A 21547-nucleotide genomic window follows, 5' to 3' on the forward strand; every position below is an offset into this window, starting at 1 on the left:
CGAAATATATGTATACGAACATTTTGGAAGCGGAGGAAAAAATGGACGATAATAATGAAAGCACAAAAGTTGCCAAACTCTTTCAGGAAGTTATGATTTTATTTAAGCACAGCATGAATAAAGTCTTTGAGGAGATGAATCCTGGCTTGACTGCGCCTCAAGGTATGGTTATGGGGATTTTAAGTAAGGAAAAAACAATGAAAATCACAGAACTCAGTACCAAGCTTAGCTTATCAAATAGTACTGTATCAGGGATTATAGATCGACTTGAGAAGCAGGGCATGGTAGAGCGAAAGCGGAGCGAAGAAGATAGAAGAGTTGTCAATGTCAGTATAGCTCCTAGCTGTAAGGGGATACATCATGACTTTCATAAACGGCTAGAGGAGAATATCGGGAATGTCCTGAACAAAGGCACACAGGAAGAGCTAAATAAAATTTCTGTTGGTTTGGATGCTCTAAAGAAGCTTTTAGGTAGTCGCGAGGAATAATTATATAAACACAGTTATATCACGAAAGATTGGAGATTGTTAGTCATGATTAAATTATTTAGATTTCTAAAACAATACACGCTACACATAGCAGTTGTGATCGTGCTTCTGTTTGTACAAGTTCTTTCCGACCTCTATTTACCCACTTTGATGGCGGATATTGTTGATATAGGTTTGGTGAATAAAGATGTCAATTACATTCTTAAAATTGGCGGCTTCATGTTACTAATTGCAGCAGGAGGAACCTTATGTGCAATTTTGGCGACCTATCTCTCTTCAAAAACAGCCGTAGGGTTCGGAAAAATATTGCGTGAAAAGATTTTTACTAAAGTTGAAAGTTTTTCCTTGCATGAGTTCGATAAATTAGGAGCAGCAACCCTAATAACAAGAACGACAAATGATGTAACCCAAATTCAGCAGGTATCGGTTTTGATTCTTAGTATGATGATTACTGCGCCTTTAACTTGTATTGGTGGAGTGATAATGGCCTTGCAACAGGATACATCGTTAGCTTGGGTGCTTGTGGTGGCAATTCCAATCCTGTTCGGTATCATTGGAATTACTTTGAAAAGAGGTTTACCTCTCTTTAAGGTAATGCAGGAAAAAATAGATAAGTTGAATCTTGTTTTAAGGGAAAAACTGACGGGAATCAGAGTGGTACGAGCTTTTAATCGCATTGATAAAGAAAGAGTACGCTTTGATGATGCCAACGCAGACCTTATGGACAACGCAATAAAGATCAATATCATCATGGCCGTGTTAATGCCAGTCATGATGTTAATTATGAACGTAACCACTGTGGCACTTATTTGGTTTGGTGCTCTCCGTATCGAAGCAGGAACTATGCAGATCGGATCGCTGTTGGCATTTATTCAATATGCTACTCAAATATTATTTTCCTTACTCATGTTGGTTATGTTATTTATTATGGTACCCCGTGCTCAGGTTTCGGCAGTAAGAATTAATGAGGTACTTGAAACTGATCTGGACATCGTTGACCCTGAAAAACCCAAACTATTGAATAATGCAAGAGGTTTTGTGGAATTTAAGGATGTTTCCTTTAGATACCCTGGTGCAGATCAACCAGCTCTTAGCAATATCACCTTTACTGCGAAACCAGGTGAGCTAACGGCTATTATTGGAGGTACGGGTTCTGGTAAATCTACGTTGATAAATTTAATTACTCGTTTCTACGATGTTGAAAGTGGAAGTGTACTGGTGGATGGAGTCGATGTTCGAGAAATGAGTCAAAAAGTGCTTCGTGGTAAGATCGGTTTTGTTCCTCAAAAGACAGTGCTTTTTTCGGGTACTATTGCTGAAAATATAAAATACGGTAAAGAAGATGCTAGCATGGCAGAAATTGAGCATGCAACTCAGGTGGCACAAGCAACAGAGTTTGTCTCTGAGCTTGAAGCGGGCTTTGAGCATCATATTGCCCAGGGCGGAACCAATGTTTCTGGAGGACAGAAGCAACGTCTCTCCATTGCCCGTGCTTTAATTAGAAAATCGGAGATCTATATTTTCGATGATAGTTTTTCCGCCCTCGATTTTAAAACGGACGCCAAGTTACGGGCAGCTCTTAAACCAGAAATTGCGGACTCTACGGTATTTATTATTGCTCAAAGCGTCTCAACTGTTATGTATGCCGATCGAATTATTGTTTTAGATGATGGACAGATCTCTGGCATTGGAACCCATAAAGAACTGCTAAATACCTGTAAGGTATATCGAGAGATTGTAGCTTCCCAGCTGTCAGAGGAGGAATTAGCGTGAGCGAAGAACGTAAAGGGGATAAATCCCAACAAGGTTTTGGTGGAAGGCCAGGTGGCCCGGCGGGATCCTTAGGAAAACCGGTAGAAAAAGCAAAGAACTTCAAGGGGACACTTTTTAGGCTGCTTCGATATTTAAAGCCGCAGAGAACTAAATTTATTGCAGTGTTTGTCTTTGCCATTCTGAGCACAATTTTTAGTATTATCGGCCCAAAAGTTATGGGTAAGGCGATCACAAAAATAGCAGAGGGTTTTGGCGCCAAAATGATGGCCATTAAGATGAATCTGCCTGTTCCCTCCATGGATTTCACTTATATAGGTCAGATCGTGTTAATTCTTTTAGGCTTATATCTTATTAGTGCGGCATTTAGTTATTTGCAACAATATATTATGGCAGGAGTTGCCCAAAAAACAGTTTATAATATGCGCAAAGAAGTGGATGAAAAGCTTTCGCGCTTGCCGCTTAAGTTCTTTGATGCCAGAACACATGGAGAAATCTTGAGCCGTGTTACCAATGACTTTGATAATATCTCAACGACGCTACAACAAAGTCTCACCCAATTGATTACTTCTATTGTAACGATTATCGGTGTCGTGGTAATGATGCTATCAATTAGCCCGTTATTAACCCTCATCGTAATTTTAACCCTGCCTCTTTATATTGTGGTAACCATGAATATTGCTAAACACTCTCAAAAACATTTTGCCGCTCAGCAGAAATCACTGGGAGAACTTAATGGGCATGTTGAAGAAATGTACACTGGTCACAAAATTGTTAAGGCATACGGCCGGGAGGATGAATCCATCGCAACATTTAAGGCAATTAATGACAAACTCTATACTGCGGGCTATAACGCCCAGTTTATTTCAGGGATAATTATGCCTTTAATGAGATTTGTCGGCAATCTAGGCTATGTTATTGTCTGTGTCGTTGGTGGGATTTTTGCAACGAAGGGTACTATTACAATTGGTGATATTCTAGCCTTTATTCAATATTCAAGGCAATTCACGATGCCCATCGTTCAGACCGCTAATATCGCGAACATTATTCAATCGACTATAGCCTCGGCAGAGCGGGTCTTTGAACTACTAGATGAGGTTGAAGAACTACCGGATCAGACCGATGCTAAAGTGATAGCCTTTCCTAAAGGAGAGGTAAGGTTTGAAAACGTAGATTTCAGCTATAAAGAAGAAGAACCCCTAATCAAGAACATGAATATTGATGTCAAACAGGGACATACAATCGCAATCGTTGGGCCAACTGGTGCAGGGAAAACGACACTTGTTAATCTATTGATGCGTTTTTATGAACTAAATGCTGGCAAAATAACAATAGATGGGGTTGATATCAGAGATATCAAGCGTGGTGCTTTACGCAGTATGTTCGGCATGGTACTGCAAGATACTTGGCTCTTTAATGGCACTATAATGGAGAATATTGCTTACGGTCGTGAGGGTGCTACAGAAGAAGAGGTTATGCAAGCAACAAGAGCCGCTCATGCCCATCACTTCATTAAAACACTTCCTGATGGGTATAATACCATCTTAAATGAGGAAGCTTCTAATATCTCACAGGGGCAAAAACAACTTCTAACGATTGCACGGGCAATCTTAGCTGATCCTGCAATCTTAATTCTTGACGAAGCTACAAGTAGTGTTGACTCAAGAACTGAGGTTTATATTCAAAGAGCTATGACGGAATTAATGCAGGGCAGAACAAGTTTTGTCATTGCGCATAGGCTTTCTACAATTAGAGATGCAGAATTGATATTGGTCATGAACAAAGGAACTATTATTGAAATGGGTAACCATAATGACCTTCTTGTACAGAAAGGATTCTATGCAGATCTTTATAACAGTCAGTTCACCGGAGCAAATTTGAACGCAGAGGTCGTATAACAGAGAAAAGTCCGTAAAAGGATGCTGCCCGCATAATATGTAGGCAGCATCTTTTTGGCGAACACAATAATTTCAACGGTAACAGGATGTTGTGAATATTTATTTGTTTATGAATCCAAATTCATATTGTCATAAAATAGAAACTAAGTTATACTTTATCTAAGGATCATTTGTATACAATTAATGTTATACAAACAAAATGTTAAATCAATAATTTCTAAGAGGTGCAATTGTGGACGAGATAACTAACAGCAGTAGGCCGTCAAAGTATGTCTGCTATAAACTTAGTCGAGTGATGAGAAGGGTTCATCGTTATTATGAAAGCAGTTTTTCGCAGTACGGCATTACACCTGCTCAATTCTATGTATTGAGTGCAGTGTGGGAAAATGATGGATTAAAGTTTAAAGATCTTGCTAAAAGTTTAGACATGGATGGATCAACGCTCACATCTATCCTTGATAGACTTGAGCGTCAGGATATGCTCGAGAGGAGAGACGACCCAAATGACAAGCGCTCACTCCTGGTATTTCTAAAAGAAAAGGCTAAATTGAGTATCGTCGAGATTACTTGCCTCGCGGAGAAGCTTAATCAGGAAATTAAAGAACGTTTTTCGGATGAAGATTTTGCCACGTTTGAAAAAGTTCTTGAAAAGCTTTCCCAAGATTAGAGATAAGAAAAATTTGCTAGGGTTCATATCAAGTAGTACTCTCTGTGGCATAGAGGTCTGACCCTGACATCTAATCAATGATAAATGGGGGGGTGAGTGGGACCCGTTTTTTTAGACAGAAATAATGGAATATTCAAAACTTATTTTCTAATTATATGGAATTGTAGTTATTTCTTTCGAAGAAAGGACTAGTGCTTTAAGCAGCATATGGGTTATTTAGAGTAGAACAAAGGAGAGGTAGCGATGAAAGAATGGAAAAAGACCAGTTGTGTTCTTTGTGCTCAAAATTGTGGGCTTGAGGTACTGGTGGAGAGCAATCGCATTGTTAAGGTCAAACCGGACGAAGATAATCCTCGAAGTCAAGGCTATGTCTGTCGTAAGGGTCTAAATATTGCCCATCATCAACATCACGATCAAAGGCTCACTCATCCACTGAAAAAAATGGGCAATGAGTTCGTTCCCATTACCTGGGACCAGGCATTAACCGAAATAGCTGAGAAACTTCGCTCCATAATTGATGAACATGGACCACGTTCCTTGGCTTTTATGGGTCTTGGTGGCCTGGGGGCTCATTCAGAAGCGGTTTTTGGACTCCGTCTACTGCGATCTCTGGGCTCCCAGTATTACTACAATGCCATAGCAGGGGAACTTACCGGGATGTACTGGGGTTACGGACGCACTGTTGGTAAGCAATACAATGCCACCATACCTGACCACGATCACACTGATATGCTGGTTGCCATTGGCTGGAACGGATGGATGAGCCATCAGACACCACAGGCTAGGCGACATCTGGATCAGATGGCTAAGGACCCCAATAAATTGTTGGTGGTCATTGATCCGCGACGTTCTGAGACAGCGGAAAGGGCGGATATTCACCTGGCTTTACGTCCAGGCACGGATGCCCTTCTTACCCGCGCCATGATCGCCATCATACTTCAAGAAGGATGGCAGAATCAAGAGTATATTGATTGTTATGTTAGCCAGTTTGAGCAAGTTAGACCTTGGTTCGTTGATTTCGATGCCCGTGCGGCCTGCCAAGTTTGTGAGCTGGACTACGATCAGGTTAAAGAGGTGTCCCGTCTTTTCGCCACCCGCAAATCTTCTCTTCACGCTGACCTAGGTGTGCTCATGGGTCGGCACAGTACGCTGACAACATATTTGGAGATTATTCTGCTCGCCGTCTGTGGGCGGCTATGTGTACCGGGAGGGAACGTTATTCCAGGTTATTTAATGCCCATGGGCTCGCACTCCGACGAACGGAATCCTAAATACTGGCGCACAGTGGTTACGGATTTTCCGCCAATCATGGGTATGTATCCGCCCAACGTAATGCCAGAAGAAATTAATAACAACCATCAGGAGCGGCTGCGCGCAGTGCTTATCACTTCCAGTAATCCGCTGCGTTCTTTTGCCGATACTTCGGCCTATGAAGAAGCCTTCTCTAAGTTGGACCTCCTGGTCACTGTTGAGATCGCCATGACGGAGACGGCTTTGATGTCCGATTACGTTCTGCCCGATCTTTCGGCCTACGAACGTTGGGATACCACTTACTTTCAGTGGAATTACCCTGGGATTTACTGCCAAATGCGCCACCCCATCGTAGAGCAAACGGGTCAGGCCCTTGAAGGGAGTGAAATATTGACCCGTTTGGCAGACAAACTAGGTATTATCCCAACGATCCCCGAGTCAGTGTATGAGGCTGCGAGCAAATCCCGTTCGGAATATGGTCAGGCACTATACACCTATGTGCAATCCGACCCAAAAGTAGCGGCAGTTCTCCCCTTTATCGTAGCTAAAACACTGGGTAAAGAAATGGGCTCGGTCAACTTGGCCTGGATGTGGGCCTTACTGCAGAATGTGCCAAAAGACTTTCGTGAAAACGCGGCTCGTGCCGGATTTAAACCAGGTCCAACTATGGGTGATGACATCTTTCAAGCTCTTGTCGACCATCCTGAGGGCTTGTGGATTGGCCAAGTGGACCCAAATAAAAATTTCGCCAACCTACGCACAGAGGATAAACGGATCAATCTATATATCCCAGAAGTCGAGGAGTGGGTATATAGTATTACCCCTGAGTCTGAAGCTGAACGTTTAGCGACTGATGGGGATTACCCCTTTATTCTCATGGCCGGAAGACATATGGACATGAATGCTAATACCTTGATGCGCAACCCAGAGTGGAACAAGGGACGCCGTGCTTGTACGCTAGCTATGCACCCGGATGATGCCGAGCGAATGGGTTTAAGTGATCGACAAATAGTGAGAGTTACCACTGAGGCAGGAACGGTGGATATTGAACTGGAAACAAGTCTAGCCACCCGGTCCGGAAATGTGATAATCCCTCATGGTTTTGGCTTGTCCTATAATGGTGAGGTATATGGTGTTAATGTCAACTGGTTGACCAAGAACACCCATCGCGACCCAATCGCTGGAACTCCGCTACACCGTTATGTCCGTTGTCGAGTTGAAATGATTAAATAGAGTATAAGTAATATTTATATATAAATAAAAGGAGGATTTATTATGTCTATTCTTTTTTCTCCCGCTCAAATAGGTTCACTACAGCTTCGTAACCGTCTGGTAATGACGCCTATCCATTTAGGATACAGTCCTAAAGGAGAGGTTAATGACCAACTCATCGAGTTTTATCGCGCTCGTGCGCGTGGAGGGGTTGGCCTTATCATAGTCGGCGGGTGTGGCATCGATCGGATTGGCAATGCCTTCGGGATGACTCAACTTGATGATGATCGCTTTATTCCTGGTCTTCGCCGTTTGGTGGATGCAGTACATGAGGAAGGTGCCAAAATCGTACCACAACTTTACCAAGCAGGAAGATATGCTCACTCCGCCCTGACTGGTCAGCCCTCAGTCGCTCCATCTCCGATCGCTTCAAGACTTACGGGTCAAACCCCTGAGGAGCTTACGGAGGGAAAAATAGTTGAGATAATCGCATCATTTGTCAGTGCAGCAAAAAGATCCCAAGCAGCAGGATTTGATGGAGTTGAGATCTTGGCCAGTGCCGGATACCTTATTTCTCAGTTCCTATCCCCGGTTACAAATCAGCGCACAGACCGTTATGGTGGAGACCTCGAGGCACGCATGACCTTCGGACTTGAAGTGGTAGAGGCAGTGCGTGAAGCTGTCGGTCCAGATTATCCTATCATTGTCCGGGTTGCAGGGAATGACTTTGTGCCTGGTAGTCACACGAATACCGAGTCCCGAGCCTTTTGTCAAGCCCTGGAGAAGGCAGGAGTAAACGCCATCAATGTAACCGGCGGGTGGCACGAAACCCCAGTTCCTCAACTTACTATGAATGTTCCTCCAGGAGCCTATACTTATTTAGCTTCCGGAATCAAACAGGTTGTCTCTATCCCTGTTATTGCGTGCAATCGGATTAACACGCCTGATCTGGCAGAGGAAATCCTCCAAGAGGGTAAGGCAGACTTTATAGGCATGGCTCGGCCACTCCTCGCAGATCCAGAACTACCTAATAAAGCCATGAATGGGCATTCGGAACTGATTCGTCAATGTATCGGGTGTAATCAAGGCTGTTTGGACTACGTTTTTCGTTTGAAACCGACGAGCTGTCTGGTTAACGCGGAGGCTGGCCGAGAGGCTGAATTAGCGTCAAGTGGTCCTACTAAAGAAAGTCAACGAATTCTAGTGATTGGCGCAGGTCCAGCTGGAATGGAATTTGCACGGGTAGCCACAGCACGAGGACATCAGGTGACGATTTGGGAAGAAAATGAGCAGTCTGGTGGTCAATTAAAACTAGCTGCAAGCCCTCCCGGTCGACAAGATTTCTTGAATCTAGGTACTTATTTAGCTAATGCCTGTCTGGAACTTGGAGTGACAATTGAGTATAATGTAAAGGCAACTCCAGAGAACGTTTTGACGTCTGTGCAGGAAGGGAAATTTACTCGAGTAGTTATTGCTACTGGGGCTCGTCCAATTTCCCCACCTATCCCTATTGAAGCAGGAGTTGAGACACTGCAAGCCTGGGACGTTTTGTTAGGCTGTGGAAAAATAGGGAAAAACGTGATTGTCGTAGGCGGCGGGGCTGTTGGAGTTGATACGGCATTGCTACTAGCGGAATGTGGCACCCTGGATAATGATACTTTACGGTTCCTCATGCTACAGCACGCAGAAACAGACAAGGAACTCTATCGTTTGTTGACTCAGGGGAGTAAAAAAATCACCGTTCTTGAGATGGACAAAGGAATCGGACGAGATATCGGTCCTAGTACTCGCTGGTCTATGCTGGCAGATTTAAAACGTTACAAGGTTAACTGCCAAGATCAAACTAAAGTACTTGAGGTTCGTGCAGACGGTGTTTTGGTAGAGAATGAGGGCGCACAAAAGATTATCCCGGCAGATACAGTAATTTTAGCTGTAGGTTCTCGCTCTAATAATGAACTTTATCTTGCTTTGCAAGGAAAGATAGACTCTTTAAGTATCATAGGGGATGCAGCAAAACCACGTAAAGTTCTAGACGCCATCCATGAGGCGTATGCTGAGGCGATTAGAGTATAGAAGGAAGTACCTTAATCCGAAAATCAGCTTGGTTAAGAAACATAACTTAAACTTAGAATGGAGCTTAACTCCATTCTAAGTTTAGCTATACTTCTAGGAGAAGCTGCATTTTCGTGCCTTTCATGTGCATGCATCGTGTTTGGATTACGAGAGAAAGGGGATCTAGGAGTGGGACATATAATTAATGCCAAAGAAGAGATCTACCATGCCTTGGCAGAACGATTAAGCAGAACTCCAGAAGGCGCGCCAATCAATGAAGATCTCATGGCAATTCTTCATCGACTGTATACGGAAAGCGAAGCATTAGTAGGCAGTAAATTCTCTTCAATTCCTATGAACCTAACTAAGATTGCGTCTCTTACAGGGATTGAAGAAAATGATTTAAAAGTAATTCTAGACGGAATGTCGGATAAGGGACTGGTCCTGGATATCCCTCGTAAGGAGTCCTTCTACTACATGCTGGCTCCAATGTTGGTCGGATTCTTTGAATACACCTTTATGAGGACAGGTGACCATGCCTCCTTAAAAGAGCTCGCGGAGTTGTTTGAAATCTATTTTCACAGCGAAGGGGTTATGAAAGAAATTGCTGGGTTGGATACTAAGATCATGCGAACTTTGATTTATGAAAGTATTATCCCTTTGGCAGTAGAAACAGAAGTATTAGATTATGAATTGGCATCAGAGGTCATCAGACAATCCGGCGGAGGTGCAATTACTATGTGCGCTTGTCGTCATGAAGCCTCTCACCTAGGTAAAGCCTGCGACGCACCGGTAGAGGTGTGTATGTCCCTTGGTAAAGCGGCTGAATGGATTGTACGCAAAGGGCTAGGTAAACCGGCAACCGTGGAGGACCTGCTGGGAGTGCTAGCTCGGACACAAGAACTTGGGTTAGTTCACCTGTGTGATAACGTGATGAATAAACCAACTTATATTTGCAATTGCTGTGGTTGCTGTTGCAAAGTTCTGCGCAGCATCAATGAACAACAGGTCTATGCCACGCATTCTAGTAATTTCACTCCGTCATTAGAGTTGAAAAGCTGCATAAGTTGTGGTATTTGCGCAGATAGATGCCAAATCGATGCAATCGTTATGACTGACCAGGGAAGTGTAATAGAAATACCAGTTTTGAACAAAGAACGCTGTATTGGCTGTGGTGCGTGTGCATCAGCTTGCCCTAGTGGTTCATTGACGATGTCTCGTCGATCTGTTTTGAATATTACCCCAGCGGATGGTCGGGAGAAATTACGGCGAATGGCAACGGAGAAGGGTCGATAAAGAATTATCAAGGAACAGTTTCTTGGTAATTCTGCAATAGAATAAGTAATGAAGCCTGTTTCCGGACTGATGAACTGAGCTGGAAGCAGGCTTCATTATTAAATGGCGTTCTATTATATGACTTTAGGTGAAGCAAACTCGCGTTGTGTGCCCTCAATCCAGGTTTTGGTTAGAAAGTCCCGCCCTTTAATAAACACTTTGTTATCGATGACTTCTACTATTAGGCCTTCACTCTGGTTAGGAAGAGGTTTTCCGTTAACGTCTCGTGGTAGGGCGACAGAAGAAGAGTTTACCATGTTAAAATTTTCCTTTATCATTGTGCTAGGGAGAGACAATTGGTGGTGAATATGACCAGAAAAGAAAAATACCTCGGGATATTTCTTCAGTATTTCGCGAAGTCGATCAGCCTGAGTTATAAAACCATTTACACTAGATCCGAGACGTGACAATGGTTGATGTAGGAAAACGAAGATGGGTTTACCTGGAGAATAATTCTCCTTAAGTTCCGACTCTAGCCATTCTAATTGTGTATTCGAAAGAAAAGCTTTATCACCAATAGTTCGATCAGAGATCGCCGATTTTTCGGATCCAAGAAAGATAAAATGATAGCCCTCTAGATATTCGTCATAGTAAACTTGGTCACGTCCTGAAAATATAAGAAATCGATTGATAGCTGCAACCTCAGTTTCACCATTGGGGAAGGTTTCGGGACTCCAAGCATCGGTTATTGGATTGTGATTCGCCTTGTAAAACTCGTGATTACCAATCGTGTAAAAGATTGCTGGAGTGTTTTTTTGACGTGAGATAAGGGTACTTAAAGTATGATAGTCTTGTGGAGTTCCGTCTCCAAGATCTCCGTTGATGATTAGGTTAGGGACTTGGAGCTGCATAATATCACTTAGCATCTGCTGGAACTTGTTTTGGGCAACAGGATTGGCACGTTGCACGTGGATGTCACTTACTACGCCGAAAAGTAAGGTTGAAGTTCGTTGACTAAGTTTATTTAATAGGGGTATAGTTGTACGATCGATTGAGGACCTAGAAGGCTGGGCGATAACAGGTAGGCTACCAACTTGGAGGTTTAGGAAGGAAGCATTGTTGCCTCCAGCAGAGCTGGCTGTTACAAGAAAAAGGAAAGGGAGTAGAAGGAGTAGGACCTTTTTCATATGATTTGCCTCCTGATCGCTAATATTTATAATAAGCTCATTATGCATGTTATTCTCTCTTTGAATAGAGGATAATTGCGGTAATTCGATATTATTTTTTTCTCACTTCCATAGTATGGATTATCTTAGATTTAGATTTTTTTCATGGAAAGATTTATGATAGAATTGTAATAAGGAGATGGAATTTAATGGACAAATATCAAGTGGTTTTTCATATTGATGAGCGTGACAAGGGGTTACTAGGATTAAATAATATTGAAAATCTGTTAGCGGATTTAGGTGAAGACAATGTGAATGCTGAATTAGTTGCAAATCATGAAGGTATCGAAATACTACTCAAAAGCCCTGATACCTATGTGGAACAAATTGTTAGGCTCGCTAAAATGGGGGTTAAATTTGCTGCTTGCGCCAACGCCATGCGCCAAAGAGGTGTTACTAAGGAGCAGCTAGTTGAATTAGTCCAAGTTGTTCCATCAGGTGTTGGAGAATTAGTGAAAAAGCAGGCACAAGGATGGGCCTATATTCGTCCGTAATAACAAAGGTCCAGCTCAGACACAGTTTCGACTAGTGTCGAAAATCCAGATTGTGGGAGTATCGCAATTGGATCATTTATTGAAAGTGTGATACTGTTCACAGCTTTCCAGCCAAGATTCGCTTATAATTACGGTATGGAAATTGAGCTGGGAGTGAGTCTAGTGCAAGAAGTAAAAAAACTGGGGGAAATCGTGGTTCCGTCTGATCTAGAAAATGCAACTACACAGACGGTACCATCTCTAATGATTATGTACTTATCTAAAATGAAAGGCCACAAAAGGACAACTCCCCTTGTGGCGCCTCCACCCTTGGACGTATTTATTACCTGGGTTGGTGCTTTTTTAGGCATAACAGCTATAGTATTATTCTCTCACAAGTTTGACTTATCGGTAGTGGCTTCCTTTGGAGCATCAGCTGTGTTGATTTACGGTGTTCCTGATGCGCCTCTATCCCAACCGCGTAATGTAATATTTGGGCATACTCTGTCGGCTGCAGCGGGAGTTGCAACTTTTATGATGTTTGGGTTAACTTGGTGGTCCCCGGCCTTGGGCACTGCTCTTGCTTTGGTCGTTATGATTATTACTAAGACTACACATCCACCGGGGGGCGCAACTGCACTTTTTGCTGTTTTGAGTAAAGCCCATTCTAGCTATATTTTGACACCGATTATGGTCGGAGCGGTTATTTTAGTAATAATCGGAGTTGTGGTCAATAACCTGTCTCCAAATAGACAATACCCGAGGTATTGGTACTGAGAAAGTAGATAATCATTATTACTTAAGATCAACTTTGCCTTTATCATGGTAGGTATTATTAATTTATAGAGAGCGGGAGAGGAAATGTTTAAGAATATTTTGGTTCCGACCGATGCATCTGAATCAGCACAACGTGCTTTGATAACGGCCTTGGAATTAGCGAAGGAGTTTGGCTCCAAAATCGTCCTTCTGCATGTGGTTTATACACCAGAGGCATTGGGCTATACCCTTTCTAGCGGGATCTCTGTACCCCAAGAAGAAATTAGTATTTACGGGAGAGAGGCTTTGACGGCTGCACTGGCTGGAGTTGATACCGGAAATGTACCTATAGAAAAGAAACAACAACCTGGGCATCCAGGATTAGCAATACTAGAGGAGATCGAGAGCGGTCAAATTGATCTAGTCGTTATGGGAAACCGTGGCTATGGAGCGATTGCCGGATCTTTGCTGGGGAGTGTTAGCCAGCGCGTCTTAAGTAAAGCAAAATGTCCTGTCATGATTGTTAAATAATAAGATAATGAGGACGCTCAGACGATTGTTTCTGAGTGTCCTCATTATCTTATTGGAATATATGAAAGTATAAGATGTTGGGAGTTTAATTTGTTTATTTGTTTGTTTGTTTGTTTGAGGATTTTCTTTAGCAAGTACGCAAAGGGATTGTTCAATATCCACAGCATAACTCTCGTTTACTAGAGCGAAGATATTATCTCCAGCATAGAGTAGCGTATTCCCTTGGGGTAAGATCTCATGATCGCCTCGTTTAATATTAACCAATAGACAATGCTTAGGCCAAGCAATTTGTTTAACACATTTGCCACTCATTTCCGAACCTAAACAAACGACAGTTTCGATAAGTAACATGGTTTTCTTTTCGTTGTTGGTACTACCTTTTTTCGTCAAGATACGATCATAAAGTGCTTCATAAATGGGCTTGTTTTTTAATAGGTCACTGGCTAGATAAGCCACTGTGGAAACAGTAATTAATGCCCATAAGTGACTAAATGAGCCTGTCATTTCAGTAATGAGTATGCTTCCAGTAATAGGTGCTTTCACGACGGCCGTAAAATAAGCTGCCATAGCAAAGATGATAAAATTATTACTATAATACGGGCTAACATGGAAGACTTTTATGATCAAATCGCTGTAGAGATTTCCTGTTAATGCGCCAATCGCTAAGATAGGTAAGAATATACCACCTGGTACGCCTGTACCATAGCTAATCAAAGTAAAGAAAAATTTTACTAGTACTAATATGATCAGTAGGCTTATAGGGTATTTATTTTGGCCGAGAGAGTCTATTAGATGATTCCCTCCACCAAGCACTTCTGGCAGAAAATAGCCTAATAAACATGCAATTAGCAAAGGAATTAAAATAATTAAAGTGTTTGGCAAACTCATTTTATTTTTTATTTCTAGAGTTTTAAGTAATGAACGGTTGAAAAAGCCCCCGAATAACCCGATGAAAAGACCCAGTCCTATTAAGTAAATGTAATAATTAACGGGTAATATCGGGAGTAGGGGGAAATTAAAGGCAGACGTTGAGCCATAGAATAGTTTGGTTACAAAATCTGCTGAAAGAGAGGCCCCAACTGCAGACATTAAAATGGCGGGAGAGAAGTTTTTGTTTAGTTCTTCCATTGAAAATATAACACCAGCTAAAGGTGCATTAAAGGCCGCAGCCAAACCTGCACTTGCTCCGCTCGTAATTAAAAACTTTTCCTCTATTTTTAAACGACCTAAAAGTCTACTTACGCCTTGACCTACTGCGGCTCCTATCTGGACGGAAGGCCCTTCACGCCCTAATGATAAACCTGCACCAATCGCTAGAACACCACCAACGAACTTAAGTATGAGAACTTTCGCCCACTTCAATTTTATGTGACCCGATAAAACCCCTTTCACTTGTGGAATCCCGCTACCACTTACAAGAGGTTCCTTCTTAACAATCAGATTTAGTAAAAATGCTATAAGTCCAAGTCCAACAAGTAAGATAATAATTTTTGATATTCCCATGTTCTCTAAGTGGAAAATAGATTCTCTGAATGACTCTGCCTGTTCTAAACAGTATCTAAAAGCCACAATAATTAAGCCTGAAAATAGTCCGATAATAATCCCTTCAAAAAAAACTTTTAGTTTAAAATCACGCCAATGAATCAGTTGGTGAAATGTCTTAGCTGTCACAAGATTACCCCCCATTAATTTAGAAAACCATATATAGTAGGTATTTATCCTCACAGCAAAATAAGCAGTATTCTATCGAATCATGAGACTCCCACCTTGGCACCCCGTACTCCGCTTTGGGAGGAGAGTCCCCTACCGAAGTCTCGATGTTCAACTTAAGTTGAACGAGTTCATTGTCGATTTAGCAAATAGGTTATAGGTTCTCACTCAAAAAACATATGGAGAAACGTTATATGTTAAAGCTCATGGATACTATATTACATCGCTTTTAATATTGCTTCAAGGAGAAGATGCATTTTGTTGGTATACTGTTATAATGTAGAGTTGCTTGTGGAAAATTAAGAGGTCTGGTACATCAAACTAATTTTGGATTTGTAAAAAAATGATAATTTAGGGTTTTGAAAGTAAATTATATGGACAAAGGGGCTTAGCAGGTGATATTCTACTTATCGGCGGGTAGCCATCGTGAAATAAAACCGATAGGGAGGCGAACTGTTCTTGACAGCTAAGCAATATAATGCAGAATCTATCCAGGTGCTTGAGGGGTTGGAAGCGGTCCGCAAACGTCCTGGCATGTATATTGGTTCCACTGGAAGCAGAGGGCTTCACCATCTTGCCTTTGAAATCATTGACAATGCAATTGATGAGGCTGGGGCTGGATTTTGTGATCAAATCGCAGTTACTATTAACATAGATGGGTCAATAACGATCGTGGACAATGGACGTGGTATTCCAGTTGACATACATTCTGTCAAGAAAATCGCTGCTGTACGCTTAGCTTTTGAGACGTTACATGCTGGAGGTAAATTTGGTGGAGAAACCTATAAAACCTCCGGAGGATTGCATGGAGTCGGAGCAAGCGTGGTCAATGCCTTGTCTGTTTATTTAACAGTTGACATAAAACGAAACGGTAAGCTTTATCGAGTTGAGTATGTCAACGGGGGTCAGCTTAAATCGGATTTACACGTCATTGGCAAAAAAATGACAGGCACAGGAACATCTGTGGTTTTTAAACCCGATCCCCTCATTTTTAAAGAAACGACCGTTTTTAAATATGATTCCTTAAGAAGTCGTTTAATGGAACTGTCTTTTCTGAATAATGGTCTCACCATTCTTCTTACTGACCTTCGAGGAGAGACTAAGACAGAAACCTTTACTTCAAAAAATGGGATAATTGGTTTTGTTGATCACTTAATTAAATTATCTAATGTTTCCCCCGTACATAAAAAACCGATCTATTTCCAAGGGGAAAAAGAGGATGTAGTTGTGGAGTGTGCCATTCAGTATAACGACGGAGATGATGAATCGCTACACTCTTATGTCAACAATATCCCGACAGATGAGGGTGGAACTCATGAGTCAGGCTTTCGAACGGCGTTGACAAAAGTCTTCAATAATTACGGACGTAAAAATAATCTTTTCAAAAAAGATGAGAATCTTATCGGGGATGACCTCAAAGACGGCTTAACGTGTGTGCTATCTCTCAAGGTTAAAGATCCTCAATTTGAAGGGCAGACCAAGACGAAACTATCCAATATGGAAGTTGAGGGCATTGTTCAGTCGTTGACCAATGAGGGGATCAGTCAATTTTTTGAGCAAAATACTTCCGTAGCCAAAGACGTGATCCATCGCACGTTGACAACCTGTCTTATAAGACTCGCAGCGAAGAAGGCCAAGGAGCTAAAAAAGAAAGCTCGAGATGCCGAGGTTAAAGCACTAAGCGGTAAACTTGCAGCCTGTAGTGGAAAGGATAAGACACGTAATGAACTCTTCCTTGTCGAAGGGGACAGTGCAGGTGGTTCTGCTAAAATGGGACGAGATCGCCGATTTCAAGCCATTCTTCCCTTGCGGGGGAAGGTCATAAACACTTACCGTGCTAAGATCGATAAAGTCTTAGGGAATGAGGAAATTAGGAGCATTATTACAGCCGTTGGCTCGGGGGTAGGCAAAGAGTTTGATTTAGAGAAGGGCAATTATGCACGTGTATGTATTATGACCGATGCTGACATTGACGGAGCACACATCCGCTGTCTACTGCTGACCTTTTTCTATAGATATATGAAACCCTTGATTTTAAGCGGAAGGGTCTATATCGCGCAATCTCCTTTGTATAAAGTAGAGAAGGAACGAGGCAAAATTATTCGCTACGCGTTCAACGATCCTGAATTAAAGAAAGAACTCAAGGAATTAGGGAAAACGGCAAAGATTTCACGCTATAAAGGACTTGGAGAGATGAATCCAGAACAACTTTGGGAAACAACCCTGAATCCCGCCAATCGACGCATGATTCAGGTAACAATTGATGATACTTTGGAAGCAGAGCGTAAGCTAAGTATCCTGATGAGTGAGCAAGTAGAGCCACGACGCGATTTTTTGATGGAGAATATTGTCTTTACGGACGATGATATGTAGAGTTTAGGGGAGATAATACAGGATGAGCATTACGGAAGATAATATTATTCAGCGGCCACTCGAAGACGTTTTACCAGAAGCGTTCTTAGGTTATTCTAAACATGTTATATTGCAGCGGGCCGTTCCTGATGTTAGAGACGGGCTTAAGCCGGTTCATCGCAGAATTCTTTTTTCCATGGACGAAATTGGAATGCACCCGGATAAACCCTACAGCAAGTCAGCTCGCTTGGTAGGGGACTGTATGGGAAAATATCATCCCCACGGAGACTCTTCAATCTATGAATCCGCAGTTCGTATGGCTCAACCGTGGGCAACAAGATACCCTATGGTGGATGGCCAGGGGAACTTCGGTTCAATCGATGGAGATAATGCAGCTGCTATGCGTTACACGGAAATGAAAATGACGCATTTATCCCACCTGATGACCCAAGATATTGAGAAGAATACGGTTCTTTTCAAAGCAAACTATGATCAACGACTGAAAGAGCCTGTCGTGCTCCCAAGCCCTTTTCCTAACCTCTTAGTTAACGGAGGGTCTGGAATTGCTGTCGGTATGATGTCTAATATGCCTCCTCATAATTTGCGGGAAGTCGTAACAAGTGTGATCCTTCAAATAGATAATCCTCGGATTACAATTGATGAACTCATGGAGAAGGTGAGTGGACCAGACTTCCCCACGGGTGGATTGATTATAGGCACTGAGGGTATTGTCAATGCCTATAAAACTGGTCGTGGCAAAGTGACGATGCGTGGTAAGGCGATGATCGAACAAGGTTTAAATGGCAAAAGCTTAATCGTGATCACTGAGATTCCATATCAAGTTAATAAATCAACGCTGGCCGCCAAAATTGAAACATTGGCAGATTTGGGGAAGATCGAAGGAATTAGCGAGGTCAGGGATGAATCTGATCGGGAGGGGATTCGACTTGTTGTCGAATGCCGAAAAGAAGCCGATCCCTTGATCGTCTTACGTCTCCTGTATAAACACACTCAGATGGAAGATACCTTTGGGATTATCAATTTAGTCATCACGGCAGAGGGCACGCCTAAGGTCCTTGGTCTTAAAGAGATCAATGCGGCATTCATAAAACATCGCAGAATCGTTGTCACAAAACGCACAGAATTCGACTTAGAAAAGGCTCGTCTAAAAGCTCACATCCTTGAAGGATTAGTGATTGCTATAAATAACCTTGATGAAGTGATTGCTATTATACGGGCCAGTAAAACACCTTCGATTGCCAGGGCAGCACTTATTACTCGTTTTGAATTATCCGAGATCCAAGCCCAGGCAATCTTGGATATGAGGCTGCAAAACTTAACAAATTTTGAACTAGAAGGAATTCTGAAGGAACATGCTGAGGTCTTAAAACACATTGCAGAGTTAGAAAGTATCCTGGCAAATGTGAACAAGGTTTATGATATTATCAAGAAAGAACTTAAAGACATCTCCGACAAGTACGGGGATGAACGACGTACGCTCATTCTGCCTGAAGAAATGAGGGATCAGCTTGATCTAAGCTCCTTTGAGGAACCTGAAAATCACATCGAAGTTATGCTCACAGCGAATGGATTTATTAAAAGGATGCCTCTCCAAACAAAGAAAAATAAGGGGAGTGCTTTAATCTGCGCTTTTAAGGATGGAGATACTCTAACAGAGAGGATTACTTGCACTGACAAAGATATCCTTTATTTCTTTACTCATACCGGAAAGTTCTACAGCATTAAGGCTAGAATAATCCCTGAAGCAAGAAATAAAGATAAAGGGGGTCCCCTAACTAATTTATTCCCGTTGCCTATGGGAGAAAAAGTAGTCTCTACCCTTTCCATCAAGGATGTACCAGAGGGGTTATTCTTCATATTTATCACGAAGGATGGACAGGTCATGCGGAGCGCAGCCAGTGATTTTGTTAACGCTCGTTCTTCGGAGGCTATGGGACTTAAAGAGGGGGACGCCGTGGTGAAGGTGTTCTTGGGAGATAGCCAAGGGGAATTATTCCTCGTTTCACATCAAGGACAATCAATACGGTACTTGGAAGCCGAAATCAACCCAATGGGGCGAAAATCACGCGGTGTCAAAGGAATGGCTTTAGGCAGTGAGGATCGGCTTGTTGATGCAATCCTATTGTCCAATTCAAAGGAAAACCCTTTGGGGGATTTAGTGACAGTGACTGAACGAGGTTTTGTAAAACGTACCTCGTTTGAGGAATATAAACCTCAAGCTCGGGCCGGAAAAGGAATTGCAATTAGCAAGGTAGACCCAGTAGGAACTGGCTTTGTCGTGGGTGTTACTCACGGTAATGATGGTGATATATTTCATGTTATACAAGATAGTGGCACGGTAACCCAGATTGAAATGAAGAACGTTAAAGCAGAGCCACGGGCAAAAGCCGGTGCGCAATGGATCCCTGTTTTGCTGAACGATTACACGATTAGGATTATATAGCATCATTCTGAAACACTTTCTATACCTTGTCTTAATCACTGTGTTTTGCCGAATGTAAGATTTTGATTGTTTTCTGTATAGCTACTTTCACGTATTTCTTAATCAATAAGATCACACTTTGGACAATACTTATTGTCCGTGCGGGGACTTTTGTTAAAGATATACGTGCCACTGAAAACTTTAGTTTGAATAAAGAAGTTGCCGTAATAACATAATAAAAAGAAAACGTGCTTAAAGTGGGAGGTAGAAATGGAGATTTTCGATATTGCGGTTAACGGGTCAGGTTTTGATAGGGAATCTAACTTTAACAATTATGCGTTAACTCTAGTCTTAAAAGACGATGAAGCGGAAAAAACAGTTAGAGCAAATTTGCGTTACTATCCTTTAGAAAACGAATGGGATCTAAATCCAATCTTTTACGAATACACAAAGGACGAAAAAAAAGTCATGATTGATCAGATAATTGAAAGTGAGAGTTTTAAATCTGCGTTTGAGACTACAACAATTCATTTGGAAGGATAAGAAGTTGAACCAATAAGAATACGAATAAGGGATAGGATTCAAGTGCTATGAATCCTATCCCTTATCGTATTCTTTAATAATGCTCTTATTGCATTTGCACCAGTACACCATACATACTACTTCTTAAGCACTTAGGGCAAATCAAGAAACTATCATCTTTCAACTGCTGTTCTTTCGACACAGAACATTGATAAGTCGGAGTATCAAAGCATTCAGTTGCCCATTGACTAATATGAGATGGTTCTGTACAGATGGGGCACTTAAGGTAGAGTATGGTTAATGTTTCCTTTTGGAGACGTTTATTATTTGACATAGGAGACTCCCCTTATTAAAAATATAATCATAGTAACTGTTTGAAGACAACGCCATTATGAGTGAAATTTCTACACTGATAGCCAGGCGGAGTCGTGATCAAGTTGATTTTAATTAATCTTACCCAACATCTTATACAAAAACTATGAAGGGTGTGTATTGAAATTGGAGAATAACTTTTGATTATTTATAAGCTTGTACATTATTTTTTATAAACTAACTTATTTATAATAATACCCAATGGAAACAATAAACTATACGTAATGGATTTTCTAAGAAGTAGATACACAACGGGAGGAAGAGAAATAATGAAAAGTAATATATAGTAGATCTGTATTCTCAGTATTAAAACGATTGAGAGCTCTTCAAAGTATAAAAAGTGATGCGAAGGCCTGGATATCGATAATATAGGATAATACGCAGAAGTATATCTTGAAATAATATATTGACAGCATACACTAGAAATGGTATTCTATTTGAGCGCCACGAAGACGCACACTGAATGAACAAGTGAGGGGTTAAACCCTTCAAACTATTCAATCTAAACACAGTAAATTAGTCATTGACAACGCAAGTTGAAAATGCTAA

At 41.7% G+C, this 21547-nt stretch carries 15 protein-coding genes; 13 read left to right on the plus strand and 2 right to left on the minus strand.

Annotated elements, in window-relative coordinates:
* Positions 1 to 41 precede the first annotated feature (41 nt).
* From E4K67_RS27220 to E4K67_RS27250, 7 genes are all read left to right on the plus strand, one after another.
* Positions 42 to 488: a MarR family winged helix-turn-helix transcriptional regulator gene (locus E4K67_RS27220; RefSeq protein ID WP_135552547.1), complete on the plus strand. Its 447-nt coding sequence runs from the start codon at positions 42 to 44 to the stop codon at positions 486 to 488.
* A gap of 45 nt (positions 489 to 533) precedes the next feature.
* Positions 534 to 2261, plus strand: coding sequence for an ABC transporter ATP-binding protein (locus E4K67_RS27225; protein ID WP_135552549.1), 1728 nt, complete (start codon positions 534 to 536; stop codon positions 2259 to 2261).
* Entirely contained in the window at positions 2258 to 4156 is a 1899-nt protein-coding gene (locus E4K67_RS27230) for an ABC transporter ATP-binding protein (protein ID WP_135552551.1), read from the plus strand. Before E4K67_RS27225 ends, E4K67_RS27230 begins: the two co-directional genes overlap by 4 nt.
* Positions 4157 to 4388: 232 nt before the next feature.
* A complete protein-coding gene (locus tag E4K67_RS27235; RefSeq protein WP_243454652.1) occupies positions 4389 to 4823 on the plus strand; it encodes a MarR family winged helix-turn-helix transcriptional regulator in 435 nt (144 codons plus the stop codon).
* 243 nt (positions 4824 to 5066) lie between these two features.
* Positions 5067 to 7307, plus strand: coding sequence for a molybdopterin-containing oxidoreductase family protein (locus tag E4K67_RS27240; protein ID WP_135552553.1), 2241 nt, complete (start codon positions 5067 to 5069; stop codon positions 7305 to 7307).
* A 42-nt stretch (positions 7308 to 7349) separates the two neighbouring features.
* Positions 7350 to 9359, plus strand: a complete 2010-nt coding sequence (locus E4K67_RS27245) for an oxidoreductase (protein ID WP_135552555.1) — start codon at positions 7350 to 7352, stop codon at positions 9357 to 9359.
* A gap of 168 nt (positions 9360 to 9527) precedes the next feature.
* Complete coding sequence (locus E4K67_RS27250) at positions 9528 to 10634, plus strand: 4Fe-4S binding protein (RefSeq protein ID WP_135552557.1); 1107 nt, start codon at positions 9528 to 9530, stop codon at positions 10632 to 10634.
* A gap of 113 nt (positions 10635 to 10747) precedes the next feature.
* Here E4K67_RS27250 and E4K67_RS27255 read toward each other — a convergent pair whose 3' ends face one another.
* Entirely contained in the window at positions 10748 to 11800 is a 1053-nt protein-coding gene (locus tag E4K67_RS27255) for a metallophosphoesterase family protein (RefSeq protein WP_158408593.1), read from the minus strand.
* A gap of 188 nt (positions 11801 to 11988) precedes the next feature.
* Here E4K67_RS27255 and E4K67_RS27260 point away from each other — a divergent pair, with 188 nt between their 5' ends.
* From E4K67_RS27260 to E4K67_RS27270, 3 genes are all read left to right on the plus strand, one after another.
* Entirely contained in the window at positions 11989 to 12333 is a 345-nt protein-coding gene (locus tag E4K67_RS27260) for a DsrE family protein (RefSeq protein WP_135552561.1), read from the plus strand.
* Positions 12334 to 12495: 162 nt separating this feature from the next.
* On the plus strand, positions 12496 to 13089 hold the full coding sequence (locus E4K67_RS27265; protein WP_243454653.1) for an HPP family protein: 594 nt from the start codon (positions 12496 to 12498) through the stop codon (positions 13087 to 13089).
* A gap of 84 nt (positions 13090 to 13173) precedes the next feature.
* Complete coding sequence (locus E4K67_RS27270; protein ID WP_135552562.1) at positions 13174 to 13599, plus strand: universal stress protein; 426 nt, start codon at positions 13174 to 13176, stop codon at positions 13597 to 13599.
* On the opposite strand, the gene E4K67_RS27275 is transcribed toward E4K67_RS27270, so the two are convergent.
* On the minus strand, positions 13561 to 15270 hold the full coding sequence (locus E4K67_RS27275) for a ClC family H(+)/Cl(-) exchange transporter (protein WP_243454654.1): 1710 nt from the start codon (positions 15268 to 15270) through the stop codon (positions 13561 to 13563). The two genes, E4K67_RS27270 and E4K67_RS27275, sit on opposite strands and share 39 nt — an antisense overlap.
* A gap of 498 nt (positions 15271 to 15768) precedes the next feature.
* Here E4K67_RS27275 and E4K67_RS27280 point away from each other — a divergent pair, with 498 nt between their 5' ends.
* The 3 genes from E4K67_RS27280 (at position 15769) to E4K67_RS27290 (ending at position 20647) form a co-directional block, all read left to right on the plus strand.
* Positions 15769 to 17682, plus strand: coding sequence for a DNA gyrase/topoisomerase IV subunit B (locus E4K67_RS27280; RefSeq protein ID WP_135552566.1), 1914 nt, complete (start codon positions 15769 to 15771; stop codon positions 17680 to 17682).
* A 22-nt stretch (positions 17683 to 17704) separates the two neighbouring features.
* Positions 17705 to 20125: a DNA gyrase subunit A gene (gene gyrA, locus E4K67_RS27285; protein WP_135552568.1), complete on the plus strand. Its 2421-nt coding sequence runs from the start codon at positions 17705 to 17707 to the stop codon at positions 20123 to 20125.
* 249 nt (positions 20126 to 20374) lie between these two features.
* Positions 20375 to 20647, plus strand: coding sequence for a hypothetical protein (locus tag E4K67_RS27290; protein WP_135552570.1), 273 nt, complete (start codon positions 20375 to 20377; stop codon positions 20645 to 20647).
* The last annotated feature ends 900 nt before the right edge of the window (positions 20648 to 21547 follow it).

The organism is Desulfosporosinus fructosivorans (genome assembly GCF_004766045.1).
GTDB lineage: Bacteria > Bacillota > Desulfitobacteriia > Desulfitobacteriales > Desulfitobacteriaceae > Desulfosporosinus > Desulfosporosinus fructosivorans.

Coding starts and splice junctions, on each gene's coding strand:
- E4K67_RS27220 (WP_135552547.1), top strand. CDS start 42: ATGGACGATAATAATGAAAGCACAAAAGTTGCCAAACTCTTTCAGGAA.
- E4K67_RS27225 (WP_135552549.1), top strand. CDS start 534: ATGATTAAATTATTTAGATTTCTAAAACAATACACGCTACACATAGCA.
- E4K67_RS27240 (WP_135552553.1), top strand. CDS start 5,067: ATGAAAGAATGGAAAAAGACCAGTTGTGTTCTTTGTGCTCAAAATTGT.
- E4K67_RS27245 (WP_135552555.1), top strand. CDS start 7,350: ATGTCTATTCTTTTTTCTCCCGCTCAAATAGGTTCACTACAGCTTCGT.
- E4K67_RS27255 (WP_158408593.1), bottom strand. CDS start 11,800: ATGAAAAAGGTCCTACTCCTTCTACTCCCTTTCCTTTTTCTTGTAACA.
- E4K67_RS27260 (WP_135552561.1), top strand. CDS start 11,989: ATGGACAAATATCAAGTGGTTTTTCATATTGATGAGCGTGACAAGGGG.
- E4K67_RS27270 (WP_135552562.1), top strand. CDS start 13,174: ATGTTTAAGAATATTTTGGTTCCGACCGATGCATCTGAATCAGCACAA.
- gyrA (WP_135552568.1), top strand. CDS start 17,705: ATGAGCATTACGGAAGATAATATTATTCAGCGGCCACTCGAAGACGTT.
- E4K67_RS27290 (WP_135552570.1), top strand. CDS start 20,375: ATGGAGATTTTCGATATTGCGGTTAACGGGTCAGGTTTTGATAGGGAA.